The 14,202-nt window shown below is 39.4% G+C and carries 10 protein-coding genes and 3 pseudogenes; 7 read left to right on the plus strand and 6 right to left on the minus strand.

Annotation, left to right across the window (positions count from 1 at the left end):
- Window positions 1-436 precede the first annotated feature (436 nt).
- Window positions 437-1,942: a serine hydrolase gene (locus LUA86_RS10825; RefSeq protein ID WP_231460651.1), complete on the plus strand. Its 1,506-nt coding sequence runs from the start codon at window positions 437-439 to the stop codon at window positions 1,940-1,942.
- Between the two features lie 84 nt (window positions 1,943-2,026).
- Here LUA86_RS10825 and LUA86_RS10830 read toward each other — a convergent pair whose 3' ends face one another.
- From LUA86_RS10830 to LUA86_RS10840, 3 genes are read right to left on the minus strand one after another with little or no spacing between them, the layout of a single operon-like run.
- Entirely contained in the window at window positions 2,027-4,732 is a 2,706-nt protein-coding gene (locus LUA86_RS10830; protein WP_231460652.1) for an outer membrane beta-barrel protein, read from the minus strand.
- Window positions 4,733-4,781: 49 nt separating this feature from the next.
- Window positions 4,782-5,816, minus strand: coding sequence for a FecR family protein (locus LUA86_RS10835; RefSeq protein WP_231460653.1), 1,035 nt, complete (start codon window positions 5,814-5,816; stop codon window positions 4,782-4,784).
- A 40-nt stretch (window positions 5,817-5,856) separates the two neighbouring features.
- Window positions 5,857-6,486: an RNA polymerase sigma-70 factor gene (locus LUA86_RS10840; RefSeq protein WP_231460654.1), complete on the minus strand. Its 630-nt coding sequence runs from the start codon at window positions 6,484-6,486 to the stop codon at window positions 5,857-5,859.
- A gap of 252 nt (window positions 6,487-6,738) precedes the next feature.
- On the opposite strand from LUA86_RS10840, the pseudogene LUA86_RS19320 reads away from it, so the two are divergent.
- From LUA86_RS19320 to LUA86_RS19330, 4 genes and pseudogenes are all read left to right on the plus strand, one after another.
- Window positions 6,739-6,954 (plus strand): annotated as a pseudogene (locus tag LUA86_RS19320) (IS3 family transposase); the annotation flags it as partial.
- A gap of 91 nt (window positions 6,955-7,045) precedes the next feature.
- Window positions 7,046-7,360 (plus strand): IS3 family transposase, encoded by a 315-nt coding sequence (locus LUA86_RS19325; protein ID WP_370634369.1) that lies wholly within the window; start codon window positions 7,046-7,048, stop codon window positions 7,358-7,360.
- 208 nt (window positions 7,361-7,568) lie between these two features.
- Window positions 7,569-7,682 (plus strand): annotated as a pseudogene (locus LUA86_RS10845) (IS3 family transposase); the annotation flags it as partial.
- Window positions 7,683-7,739: 57 nt separating this feature from the next.
- Window positions 7,740-8,480: pseudogene (locus tag LUA86_RS19330) on the plus strand (DUF6734 family protein).
- Between the two features lie 201 nt (window positions 8,481-8,681).
- On the opposite strand, the gene LUA86_RS19335 reads toward LUA86_RS19330, so the two are convergent.
- Window positions 8,682-8,873, minus strand: a complete 192-nt coding sequence (locus LUA86_RS19335; protein WP_370634370.1) for a PDDEXK nuclease domain-containing protein — start codon at window positions 8,871-8,873, stop codon at window positions 8,682-8,684.
- Window positions 8,874-9,000: 127 nt separating this feature from the next.
- The gene (locus tag LUA86_RS10860) at window positions 9,001-9,975 is read right to left on the minus strand and encodes a type IV toxin-antitoxin system AbiEi family antitoxin (RefSeq protein WP_231460658.1); all 975 of its coding nucleotides are present in this window, start codon (window positions 9,973-9,975) and stop codon (window positions 9,001-9,003) included.
- 497 nt (window positions 9,976-10,472) lie between these two features.
- Between LUA86_RS10860 and LUA86_RS10865 the strand changes: the two genes are divergently transcribed.
- On the plus strand, window positions 10,473-10,697 hold the full coding sequence (locus LUA86_RS10865) for a hypothetical protein (RefSeq protein WP_231460659.1): 225 nt from the start codon (window positions 10,473-10,475) through the stop codon (window positions 10,695-10,697).
- Between the two features lie 22 nt (window positions 10,698-10,719).
- On the opposite strand, the gene LUA86_RS10870 is transcribed toward LUA86_RS10865, so the two are convergent.
- Window positions 10,720-11,400: a class I SAM-dependent methyltransferase gene (locus LUA86_RS10870; protein ID WP_231460660.1), complete on the minus strand. Its 681-nt coding sequence runs from the start codon at window positions 11,398-11,400 to the stop codon at window positions 10,720-10,722.
- Between the two features lie 960 nt (window positions 11,401-12,360).
- Between LUA86_RS10870 and LUA86_RS10875 the strand changes: the two genes are divergently transcribed.
- On the plus strand, window positions 12,361-14,187 hold the full coding sequence (locus LUA86_RS10875; protein ID WP_231460661.1) for a sodium:solute symporter family protein: 1,827 nt from the start codon (window positions 12,361-12,363) through the stop codon (window positions 14,185-14,187).
- The last annotated feature ends 15 nt before the right edge of the window (window positions 14,188-14,202 follow it).

Below are 14,202 nucleotides of genomic sequence, written 5' to 3' on the forward strand. Positions count from 1 at the left end.
GAGTTTGAAAAAACGATGAGGAACAGCAAAAAAGCCGCATAAATTGCATCCAGAGGAATCTAAATAAATGCATCTCAAAAAAAAATATCTGACGAAACAAAATCTCTAGTGTACTATTGCAATTCCAGTATGCGTCGGAATATTCATTTGATTTCATGACTACAATGTTTATATTTTATGCAACCAAATGCTGTCTTAAAAAAAAATTGAACATAGATATTCAGGAAACAGTCGAGGTTCTGTCCTAATACATCATAAAATGTAAATCTAAATTAGAGCAAAGGTAACGGGTATGCCAAAATTTGAAAAATTGATTTTTATAATATTGTAGAAGGTTTAATAAATACACTCAACTAATTTAACTATTGTTTTAGTTAGCAAGGGGGTTTTTTGAAAAATAATTGTGTAGCTTAGTCATAAGCCAAATCGCGATATTATGAAATATGCCTTGCAATACCCAATCAAGCCTAAAAGCTTCAAAATTTTCTTAAAGGCAATAGGGCCTACCAATCTGCTCATCACAGCGTTTTGCCTATGGGTCATAAGCACTTCCGCCCAACAAAACGTTAACGACCGAATCACTCAGGTCGAAAACAACCTCACCGGCCAGACGCTCATCAGCGGTGAAAAACCAATGAACCTCTTAGAGCGAATGGAACATTACAACATTCGAGCCCTGAGCATCGCCGTCATCAGTGACTATAAAGTTGATTTTGCTAAAGCCTATGGAATGGCCGATGCCGCTACACAGACCAAAGCCACAACTAATACACTTTTTCAGGCGGCTTCTATCAGCAAATCTTTCAATGCCCTGGCCATTTTAAAACTCTTCCACGATGAAAAACTGGACCTTTATTCAGACATCAATACCTACCTGAAAAACTGGAAATTCCCATATGATTCCCTGTCCAAAGGCAAAAAAATTAATACCGCTAACCTGCTTAGTCATACCGCGGGCCTGAGTGTCCACGGGTTCGGCGGTTACGAGACCAGCGCCGCTTTACCCACCACCATCCAGATACTCAATGGTACAAAGCCTGCAAATTCTGAACCCGTACGGTCGCAGTTTGCGCCAGGATCGAAGATGCAGTATTCTGGTGGAGGCACTACCATTTCCCAGCAGCTCTTAACCGACCTTACTGGTAAAACTTACCAGGATTATCTGAACAATACTATTCTTAAAGCCCTGGGCATGAACGAAAGTACTTTTGCCCAACCGCCACTAGACAGAAAAAAACAAAACCTGGCCACCGGATACCTTGCAGATGGATCAGCGATTAAAGGAGACTTCCACATTTACCCCGAACAGGCAGCAGCTGGCCTTTGGACCAATCCAATTGATTTGTCTAAATACATTATCGAAACCCAGCTATCCTACCACGGCAAATCCAATAAAGTATTAAACCAATCAGACACCAAAATCCGTCTGACACCATATACGAACAGTAATGGATCTGCCCTTGGCGTTTTCATTGAATCGCCAGACAGTACCAAATATTTTGGTCACGGGGGCTCCAATTATGGATTTCAATCCGCATATTACGGTAGCCTGGAAGGGGGCAACGGCCTTGTCATCATGGTCAATTCAGATAACGGCGCGATCATACCTGAACTCATCAACAGCATTGCCAAAGTTTATGGCTTCAAAGGACTTTACCAAACTAAAACCGTAAACGTGACTGAGGTTCCTGAAGCACTACTGGAAAGTTATACCGGCCGATATCAGCTTATGCCCAATTTTATACTGACCATCAGCCGGGATGGCAAACGCCTTTTCGCCCAGGCCACCGGACAGCCGAAAATCGAAGCCCTTGCCCAAAGCCAGACCAAATTCTTTTCGAAGGAAATCAATGGAACCATAGAATTCGTTGCAGCTGAAGATGGAAAAATAATAGAGCTAATACTGACTCAGGGAAGGGTCGTTCATGCAAAAAAGCTTTAATAACCTATATAGAAGCTCGCATTTAATACTTCGAATTCAATGTTCGTATTTGGAGAAATTCCAGGAGACCCAATATTACCTTTGTTACTTTATCCGACCGCTTTCATTTTCGAGCGCAGAGGTTCTCGTTCTAGGTCCCTTTGAGTTTCCGGTAGAAAATTTATAATTAAAGCTTAACCTGAGTTGCCGGGATTCAAAATACCCATAATTCCAGATCCTGAACCCGCCAATACTTTGGAAAGAGTTTGACTGATTACCCTTAAAAATATCACTGTACACAATTCTTAAACTTGCGGTTTTATTCAGGAAGCTCCGCTGAAGTCCTAAGTCTATCTGGCTGTTGGGCTCAAAAAACTGATTGGCACCAACTAAACGTTTCGAATTGTAAACGCTGGAAATTTCCCCGACAAAACCTTCTGGTAATTTGAAGGTCTGCTGAAGACCGAGCCTGGCAGCAGTCTGGTTTAGGTCAAGTTTTCTTTCATTTCCAAAGTCAATTTTATTGTTAAGCCTGAAAAGGGTTGCGTTAAAGGTAAGTTCCCACCAAGCGAGAGGTTTTAAAGATTGTGTTAAGGTTAAAGCTAAATGCTTTTGATGGCCAAGATTCCGGGGAACCATCACAATCTTTGAAACGCCTATCGTATCGGTCACTTCAACGCTGAAGTCATCGGTATAGCTGTAACTCATGCCGATAATGGTGGAGCTGTCATAAACATATTGAATTAACCCGCGATGGCTAATCTGAGGTTTTAAGAATGGGTTTCCCTGCCAGAAAGAAAGCTCATCCAATAGGTATATGAATGGATTCAGATTTTGGTAAGCCGGTCGATCAATCCTTTTCGAATAGCTAAGCGAAAGGCTGTGCAAAGGTGAAGCTTTGAAATTAGCTGATAAAAAAGGGAAAAGGTTAGTATAGTTTCTATCAATGCGTTGCTGATTGCCCGAGACTTTTGAGATTTCCTCCAGTTGACCAATGGAAGCTGAATATTCTACCCTTAATCCACCTTGAAGTTGCCACTTGCTAATTTGTTTTTTATAATTGAAATAAGCGCTACTGATTCGTTCCTGAAACGAGAATTTATTTGATCGTGATGGGTCCAGGATTTCACTCGTTTGCTGAACTTCCAGAAACCGTGAATCGTTTGAAGAAGATACCATCGAGTATTTTAGCCCTGTTTCCAGTTTTCCTTTCCATAAGTTAGTCGTGTAATCGAGTTTGACAGCGGCTAAATTAATGTCGATTCCATTTAACGAGCGGTAAAGATTGTCGCTGGTTACCGTATTGTCAATCAGCGTATATCTGTTGGATTGGAGGTTTCCTGCACGCTTGGTAAAAGTTCCGTAGTCTGCATCTATATTGAGCGTTCTGCCCAGGGTATCTTCATATTTGTAATTCGCATTGATATTGAAGCGCTGGGTACCTTGCGCATAATAGTCGTTCACGGCGGTCAAGACCTGTTCTACTGTACTGGTGGATTCGGGTCCGATTTCTGTTCTGGTATCAGTAATGCCTCCGCCAAAAAGGAAGTTGCCATTCAATAGAACACCTATTGTATTTTTTTTATTAATCAGAAAATCAGCACCAACTCTCGATCCGATTTTATTTCTCTTATCCACATCGTCAGTTGAGCTATTAAAAAACCTGCCTTCCTGAACCCGGTCGCCACCATAGAGATAGGAATAATAGCCTATAAAATGGCTATAGGCGCCGTAGAGGTTAAGCCTGTTTTTTCGGTAATTAAACGATATATCCTGATTATTTCTCAGGTACACACCATAATTCAGTCCTGAGGTCAGGCTCACATTTAATCCGTCAACAGCAGACTTCAAAGTTTTTACGTTGATAATGCCAGCTGAACCTGCCGCATCATATTTTGCGCCCGGACTATTTATGATTTCTATCGACCTGATGTTAGATGAGGACATGGTCTTAAGTAACTCCGCCACTTCTGTATTTGACAGGTAGGTCATCTTCCCGTCTATCAGGACAGAGGCGCCAGCCTTGCCATTTAAGGAAATTGAATTATCACTCGCTACACTTACGCCAGGGGCGCGGGCCAATAATTCAAGGGCGTTACTGCCCTGAGCATTGATGCTTTTTGAAACATTGAAAACAATGTTACCTTCATTCATTTCAATTACTCTTTGATTCCCTTTAATTTGTACCGACTGCAACGTTTTGGATTCAGGGTTAAGCTTGATGTTACCAAAATCCAGAACTCCGGATGGCTGGGGTGGAAGAAATTCTAAAATCTTAGCCTGATAACCAAGAGACGTCAACTTAATTGTAGCATCATGAAGTTGTTTAAGGTCATGTCTGAATTTGAAATATCCTTGCTCATCTGTAATGTTTCCATTGATCAGCACGCCACGTTCGACAACTGAAATCGTTGCAAATGGAACACCATTGCCCTCCCCGTCTACAATTCTTCCTGATATCAATAGCTGATTATCTTTAGGTTTTTCTAAGGCTGAGATCCTGTTTCGAATCACAATCAGTGATGGAGAAAGGGTTTGGGAAAATAAATTCTTAGACGCTAAAATGCTATCGAGCACCTGAGTCACCGGTAGGTTACGCGCATTCACGGATATCATCATTGTGTCAGAAACCACCTCATCGCTGTACACTACCGAATAGCCGCTTTGAAGTTGTATTGCTTTAAATAATTCTATAATTGGTTTACGTTCCAACTTGAGCGTAATTTTAGTCTGTTGCGCGCTTGCTGATAAGTCAGAAAGGATAATTAGTATCAAAGTGATTACTATTCTAGCATATCTATTATTTCTCATATAAAATACCTCAAAACATAGTCAATTGCCAAATTCATGGATTTCTTATTCATTCCTGCTCCTTAATAAATACCATCCTTTTATTGATGGTAAAGATTAACGGATAGGATAATTTTAAAGAGGTAAGGGCCTGATCGAGGGTTTCGTTGATAAAAATGCCACTGAAGCGTTTTTCTTTTAACACGTCGCTTTGGATATTTATTTTTACATCGTACTTTTTTTCCAGTTTTGCGGCCAATTCCCTGAGTTTTTCTTTTCTGAAAACAAGCGTGTCTGCTATCCATCCTGTCTCTTTCAAAAGCGCGGACGGATTTATTGAACGGAGCTGAAGTTTATTTATTTCATTTTGCTGAGCTGAGCCATAAACGATTTTCTGATTAGGGTGTAGCAGTAGAGCATTTTGCTTTTGCTGCCTATCACTTACCTGGATTAAGCCCCTCACCAAAGCCACTTCGATATTTTTTTTATCGCCGGTGGCCCTGACATTAAAGGCGGTTCCCTTTACTTCAACATCAATATCACCCACATGTATGAAAAGTGGGACTTTGGCGTTTCTTGCCACATCGAAATATGCTTCTCCAGACAAAGTGATTTCTCTATTTGTCTTTCCAAATGCCTTATTGTAAACTAGGCTTGAATGTTTATTCAGCCAGATTCTGGTGCCATCATCCATCATTTTAAAAGTTTTTTCCTCGTTAGTGCTTAACCGAACCAGTTCCGATGAGGGTTGCTGGTTACCCAGTTTGTATGCTAAAAAACTAATGAAAGAAAGCACAATCAAAACTGCTGCTGCCCCTATCCAAATAGGCGTACGGCGTTGGCTTTTTGAAGGTAAAAAGTTGTATTTATCCTCAAAGTTTTCATTTTCAATACTATATATGCGCGTCCATACTTGATTGAGTTGATGACTGCTACTTACCTCATCAAGGGGATGCTTCTGATTATAATAAATGGTCAGTAGCTTAGCCAATCGTTTATATTCCTCGTTTTCACTATTGGCTTTATCTAGTAAAACCCTGTCTGCGGTTTCAATTTCGCCTGAAAGTTTTTTTGAAAATAAAAAAATGAATTTATCTCTTTTCATCATTCATGTATTTAAAGTAAAGACACGTCCTATACCCATACTACTTACTCATACTATAAAAAAAGTAAAGACATGAATACAGAATTACTTTTGTCCCGTTTTTTTTTGCTTGAGGATGGTATCCTAAATACCCGCTAAGGGTATCAGCTAGGGATTTTACCGCTTTGTAGAGCTGGTTTTCTACTGTGCGTACGGAGATATCCATAATTTCTGCGACTACTTTGCTTTTTAGCCCTTCCTCCTTAATCAACTTGAAGATTATCTTCCGCTGCTGGGGGAGTGCTGCCACAGCATTATTTAGCAATAAAAATAGTTCCCGGTCAGAAGGATTTGATACTGCTTGGTATAAAGCAATTTCTTCAGCTGTGGATGAGCTGAAAATCAATTTTCTCCTTTTTTCGGACCTGACAACATTTAAACTGGCGTTCTTTATCAAAATGAAGAGATATACTTCGGGATTGGAAACTTTAGAGAGATTACCACGCTTCAACCATAATTTCACAAACATTTCAGAAGTAATCTCTTCAGCATCCTCCTGACTAGTCACATAGTGTCTGGCCAGCGAAATTAGTTTCTGATGGTAAAGCAGGAATAATTCATCGAAGGCAGCTTTATCCCCCTGTTGAACGGCTTTAAATAATGATAAAATCTTTCCTTCGTTCTCTGACATTTACCGGCAATCTATTGTAGTTACTGTGCTTTTTAAATATAGAGGACACTTATACTTCAAGATATACTTATTCCGTTGAAAAATAAATTATCCCTTCATTATTTGATAAAATTTTGGAGTTGCTACATTTGACTATAGGGATTTAGTCGTCAGATTTGGAAAGAAACTTTTAATTATATGAGCAAACGGGTGTTTGACGAATCCTTTAAAAAGATGGCAGTAGAGCTTTCTTAAACTAAGGGATCTGTAAAAGGGGTAGCTGATGAGCTAGGTATCGACTATGCTCTTTTGAGTAAATGGAGACAACAGGAATCAGAGTGCGGGCAAGGAGTAGCAGAATTAACCGATGATCAAAAGCTGATTAAAAAACTACAGAAAGAGCTAAAAGATGCTCAACTGGAGCGTGACATCTTAAAAAAGGCGGTCGGCATCTTTTCCAAGGGAGACCGGAGATATTCGGATTTATAAGGGAGCACCGAATAATATTTCCAGTTGAAATGATGTGTAGGGTATGTCGGGTAAGCTAGCAGTGGTTTCTATTATTGGTTAAATCAAAGAGATCGGTGAGATACATAGCGATAGCAAAAAGGTTTACGGGATTCCAAGGATTGCGGCCAAGCTCGCTGAAAAGGGTATCCAAGCATCCAGGCCGCGGGTAGCCAGGATAATGAGGAAAGCTGGTATCCAGAGTGTTATACCCAAAGAAATGGGTAAAAACAACAGACTCAAATCATGTGCATCCTGTGGCAACAAATGTTCTCAACAGAGGTTTTTCGGCTACAGGGCTAGGAGAAAAATGGGTCTCGGACCTTACTTACATACTCACAGGTGCTGGATGGGTTTACCTGACAACGGTTATCGACCTTGCGGATAGAAAGGTAATTGGGTGGTCACTAATCAAAAACACAACTATTAGCGGATTCTAGACGGCAAAAGCAAACAGGAGAATCGGAGATACACTAATATTCCACTCTGATCAGGGCGTTCAGTATGCTTATTCAGAGTCTAAGAAACAGTTGTTGGGGTTACCACTAATCCAGAGTATGAGCAAAAAAGGAAATTGGTAGGATAACGCAGTTGCAGAGAGTTTCTTTAAAACAATGAAAACTGAAATGGTATATCAAACAACTTTTAGAACTAAGCTGGATAGACCAGAATTGATTGACCCCGTTCCACCAGAAATAAATTTTATGTAAAGTTTTGCTTATCTGTATTTTACAGAATTGACGAAAGGGGGTCAAATGAATTGGTTTATGGACAAGATAAGAGAACATTACCAAGAATTGTTGATTTACACGGATTCGAACGCTGCCAAGATTTTTGGAGAAATACTGAATTTACCTTATACTGAAATTAAGGTATGTTTTGATGATTTAGATTACTTAACTGATAAGTATTGAGCATTGCCTAAATTACTTACATACGGACTGGAGGAAAAACCTTTTATTCATATTGACGGGGATGTATTTATTTGGGAAAAGTTTAGTGGGGCTTAGGAGAATTCCGATCTGATTGTGCAAAATAAAGAATTAGGAACCGCTTACTATTCAGATATGTGTGCTTCCGAGTTTAGGCATCTTACTCATCTGCCAACTTGTGTGAAGAACATACAAAATCTTAATTCTATTCCTTCAGTCAATGCGGGTATCTTCGGAGGCAATTACCTGATGTTTTTAAAAGAATATGTGGACCTCGCAGCAACGTTCGCATTAAAGAATATATCAAGTGAAAATAAAACAACTGCAAGTTTCAATGTCATCTTTGAGCAAATATTATTTTCCTCATTATGTGACCAGCGGGGTTTAGATGTGTCTTGTTATTTTGAAAAGAGCTATAATGATAATGGCTATCAGACTAAAGAGTTTGCTGACTTTTACCTTTGCAAGGATAAGCTAGAATACCTGCGTCTTATCGGATTAAAGAAAAAGGAACCGAAAGTTTGTGATGAAATGGCTCTATTGAAGAAATGGTATATAACATATCATTTGCCTTAACATCTCTTTTATTACCTATTGTTTTAGGATAGCTTATCATACCATTCTTAGAGGCAACAACTGCAATCATTTTTTTGTTATAATTCTGAGTAAACAAAATGGTATCGCCGGTTTTTACCTGTCGGCCATTATATAAACTGTAAACCACTTGTTGATTTCGTCCGGAATATATGGTATCAACAGCGACAGATGATCTCAATTTTAGCCAATAAAAGCAAATCCTTTTCCTAGCTCCAGCAAGAATTTTGTAATATGAGAAATCAATTGTCGTTCTATATCTCTTTCTTGATATGGCTTAGTTAAGGTAAGAAAGTCGAATACATATGGATCTTTTAACGTTTGCTGAGCAAGTTCAGATAAAGGATCAGGAAGTGTATTCTTAAAGTTAGTGATAGCCTTTCCTTGCCTATTTAATTATTTAATTTTATCTAAAGAGCGAGCACATCTCCAGTAGTCTTCCTTATCAATGATCGGCAACAAGCGGATTAACAACCTTACCTGTTCGATGTACTCTTCTTTCTTACTCATAGCTTGCTGGTACCGTAATTTGATATTTTTTATTTAGATGCCCACCTTTGGCCACCACACGATTTCCGGATCCGAAACTTAATCCTGCCTTGTTCAACTTGGCTAACCAAGGATGGTTTTGTTTTTCAGCGAAATAGAAAAATAAACGCCTGACTTTAACATTATTGAATATTTCTAACAATTGCTGTAAAGCACGCGGAGATAGCGTTGTCAAACCTTGCATCAATTCATCAGCATGTTCAAAGGATATTTTCGCAGGAACATCGTTTAGTACCTCCAAGATGGCTCGTTCAGGCGTAGACAGCCTTAACCCTTCTTTACTGTCCTTCCAGCTTAATGTCTTGGTAAAATTGTACAGTTGCCCCTGTAATGTCTGGGTAACCGGCTGCCCTAATAAATCAGTTAGGCTGTGTTTTATAAAATTGGCACTATCTGTTGCTCTGTTTAGCCAGCCGGGCAGAGCTTCTTTTCCATATAAATGCACTGTTCTTTTTTTTGATAAAGCAAGGTAGTGAGATAACTTTTGAAGTTCTAGAGCTGTTATTCCACCAATAGTTAGGTCTGTTTTCTGAGCTCTTTGTAAAAAGTACACGACATCTCCCCAATCTACTATTGATCCTTCGCGCTTATATATACCATTCTTAACTGTTGTTAGCTGGTTACTTTTAAGTAGATTGTCGATTGCATGATTAGACAACTCGTGATCCAGCAACCATTTCCTGCTAACCAGTACCCCTTCCGGCACCAAGCGGAATACATTTTTACGTCTTTTGGAATCTATTGGCATATTTACAATCTTAAAGGTTTTCGGCGATGAACGCCGATAACTCAAATATATATAAACAATTTGATTTATCAAAGCGCTATTTTTCGGCGATGAACGCCGAAAAATACGAAACATGTAAATAAACTGGTCAGCCAGAGAGACATTCGTCTTTACAACATTTACTTCAAAAACAGAGATCATACCTAAGAAGCATTTTGGTGGTGTATCGTCATGCTATAACTTGTCATTAAGGGATTGGATCCTGATCTTATTACAGATTATTGTAATCGGATCATAATCGGACCGTATCAGTTCATATAGGATCAGAATTTAATCACTTGTCCTTCAACAAGCGAAATCTCAATACCCTATTTTCAAATTGCCTTAATCTGATTGCTACTTCAATCAAATACAAAAGAAATGATTGAAATAACAAACAATTAGATTAACAAGATGTCTATAACGCAAGTCACTGGGCCACTCATTTCGCTGCATAGCGGGCCACCCATTTCATTCATGACTGGGCCAAAAAAAAGGCTTTATTTCGCTGGTCATTGGGCCAGCCTTCCGTTATTAGCTTTCTATAAAACGGAGGTAATTGGGCCAAAATTATTTATTCCGGACTTCTAAAACGGAGGTCAATGGGCCACTTTCCATGATTTATTATAGTCTTGTATCTGAGATAAAAAAGCAGATACATGGCAGGACAACGGATTGATATCATGGAACTTCGCACTTTGATTGCATTAAAGCTAAAGAAATTCAGCAACCGGAAGGTAGCTCTCCTTTTGAAAATTAACCGTAAGACTGTTGATGGGTACATCAAACGGTTTACCGAACTTGGGATCACCTATGAGGAGCTTTACGAACTTTGTGAATCTGATTTAAATGATCTTTTCACTGAAGAGAGCCAGGCTGGATAAACCAGAGCACATTGATCCCGTCTTAACGGAAATAAATTTGCTGTAAAGTTTTGCTTTTCTGTATTTTGGACAATTGGCAGAAAGGGGTCAAATTAATTGGTTTATGCAGTTCAGCTTTGATGGCTACTGTCGGATCCTCCTCCTTGTACTCAAGTAGTAACAGCCTGCCCCCTGGTTTAAGTGCCTTCCTTAAAGCAGCCAGATAGGCTACAGGGTGCGCTAACTCGTGGTAAACATCCACCATAAAAGCCAAGTCAATCGAGTTAGGTGGTAAGTTGGGAGATATTTCTGTACCCTTGATTACTTCAACATTCGCTAATTTATCCTCAAGAGCTTTTTTCTTAAGATAGGCAATGGCGTCATTTTGAATCTCCACCGCATAAACTTTGCCCTTTGGGTTGCTCTGGGCAACTCGGAAAGTATAGAATCCTGAGCCCGCACCGATATCGGCCACTACACTATTAATTTTTATCGGCAGGGAAGCTATGGCCAGAATGGTGTTTTCTTCCTGCGTTCGGCTATTGCGTTCCAGCCAATCTACACCTTCGAAGCTCATTACGTGGGCAATTTCTCTACCCAGATAAACCTTGCCAGTACCATTGGTAGATGGGTTTTTAAAAGTGTAGGATGCTTCATCCTGGGCAAATGCAGTATGGAATGAGATGAAAAAGCAAAAGAGAAGTATAAGCTGAGATATTTTCATAACGATGTGGCTTATACTAGAAACGAAAAGCAGCCATCAAAAGTTTCGGTGGTTGTTGTTTTAATCCATGGGAAGACTAATTTTTAAAAGCCTTATAAGAAGAAGATTACTATCCTTTTCAAAGAATGTTCAACTCATCATCCTCATTCTATAAGGGGTTGGGCTGAGAAATGCTGAGAGATATCTTTAAATAAATTATCGGAGTAAGCATAGAATTTCTGTCGCCACACGATACGATACTGCGGAACTCCACATTGGCTTTTGGAAAATTAATAGTCTTTGGAATGAATTTACGTTAACTAGATCAGTTTTTAGCGTATTAACAGAATTGGTAAATTTATATAGGGCAATTATTTCTTTGGATCTTACCAAGTGCTTCAACAAAATCACCTGCCCCCGTCTTAGGGCTCATGATTTTTTTGACACAGTGGATAATATGGTTTCTTAAGTTCAACCTAGGCGCAATTGTTTTTTATGCCAGCTTCATCTGCAGAACCACCAAATCGCCTTTCCGGCTCCCTATTTCACAAAGTAGATTTAATAAAGTTAGGATAGCAGCTGATAACAAACTCTCCTCAGCTTAACCCAGCCAATTATTTTTTGATAAAATACTATCGATGATATTCAAAATCTCTACCAACATTTTAATCACTCTTTGGAAATTGCAACCTCAAATAAATCTTAATGATATGGCCTTGTGCATCTGGTACTCCCTTATTCCCTCACCCGGAAAGCTAACGCATGCTTTTAAAATACAAACATTGGATAAAATAGTATTAACATTTCATTCTTTTCAAGGCTACTTTTGAAATATAAAATGCAGCAGCGAATCTTAAATTCGTGATGCACTAACCAAACATTATATGAGAAATACTCCAGTTTTGATTCAGGACCATTACAACTTCCAATTTCCAGTTTCAACCCTTATTACGTTAACCAAACAAGCGCTAAACGACTAAGATGAAGCTGCACCTACTCGATATTCTAATCTTGGTCTTTTATTTAGTGATGATGGTCTTCATTGGTTGGTATTACCGCAATAAAGCCCGTTTAAATAAAGAAAGCTACCTGATGGGCGGCAAAAAATTGCCTTGGTATATGCTCGGTTTAAGTGATGCTTCAGACATGTTCGATATCAGCGGAACCATGTGGATGGTTTCGCTTTGCTTTGTTTATGGACTCAAGAGCATCTGGATTCCGTGGCTATGGCCTGTTTTCAATCAGGTTTTCAACATGATGTTTCTTGCAAAATGGTTAAGACGATCAAATGCTGATACTGGTGCGGAATGGTTAGCCACACGTTTTGGCTTAAAGGGCCGCGGTGTTAAGGCATCCCATAACGTCACAGTTGTTTTCGCTCTAATCGGTTGTCTGGGATTTTTAGCATACGGCTTCATTGGTCTTGGTAAATTTGTCGAAATTTTCATACCGTGGAACATCGTGGAGCCCTATATACCCTTTAATGTCAGCGCACAATATGTCCCCCACTTTTATGGTATTTTGTTCACCTTATTTGCAACTTTTTATTCCATACTCGGGGGAATGCATAGTATTGTATTGGGAGATGTGATCAAATACATCATCATGACCATAGGCTGTATTGCCATTGGTTATATAGCCTTTACTCACCTGCAAAGCCAGTCCATTCAGACCCCGAAGGGTTGGGCGAATCCTTTTTTTGGATGGAAACTTGAGCTGGATTGGTCAAATATTGTGGCTGATGCCAATAAAAAGATTGCCGATGACGGTTACGGTTTATTTGGATTATTTTTTATGATGATGCTATTTAAAGGTGTCTTTGCAAGTTTGGCCGGGCCCGCACCAAATTATGATATGCAAAAAGTACTTTCAACCAGCTCTCCCAAAGACGCCTCGAAAATGACAGGTTTTGTTTCTATAATACTTCTTCCTGTCCGATACACTATGGTTATTGGGCTTACAGTGCTAGCGCTTTTATATTACAAACAACTGGATTTAAGTTCACCAACAGGAACTGATTTTGAGCGCATACTGCCAGCAGCCATAAATTCATTTTTGCCAGTAGGCGTGTTGGGTATTGTACTTACCGGTCTTATGGGTGCCTTTATGGGGACTTTCTCAGGAACTTTAAATGCCGCTCAAGCTTATATCGTAAACGACATTTACCTAAAATACGTAAAGCCTGAAGCTTCTACTAAGCAAATCATGACGATGAATTATTTAACTGGACTAGTGGTGGTTGTGGTTGGTGTTTTTTTGGGTTTTTTTGCCAAAGACGTCAACAGCATTTTGCAATGGATAGTATCAGGGCTATATGGCGGCTATATCGCAGCGAACGTGTTAAAATGGTATTGGTGGAGATTTAATGCAAACGGCTTTTTCTGGGGGATGCTTTCAGGTATCGCTGGTGCCTTGATCTTTTCGCACTTCTTTAGTGGTATTGAATTTCTTTATTATTTTCCAGTTCTATTTATCATCTCCATCGTCGGCGCTCTGGCGGGCACCTATAGCGCTCCTCCAACGGATGAGCAGGTTCTAAAAAGCTTCTACCGCAATGTTAGGCCTTGGGGGTTTTGGAAACCGGTTCATGAATTGATTTTAATGGAAAGCCCTGATTTTAAAGGTAACAAGCGCTTCAAGCTTGACATGTTCAATGTAGGTTTAGGCATAGTAGCTCAGCTCTGCCTGACTGTCCTTCCGATGTATTTTATCCTTTGGATGAAAACGCCATTAATCATCACCATTGTTCTTATTGTCATAATTGCGGCGATATTAAAACGCACCTGGTGGAATAAATTAGAAAATTAGATTTTTAGACTTTAA

This window comes from Pedobacter sp. Leaf132, assembly GCF_920984695.1.
GTDB lineage: Bacteria > Bacteroidota > Bacteroidia > Sphingobacteriales > Sphingobacteriaceae > Pedobacter.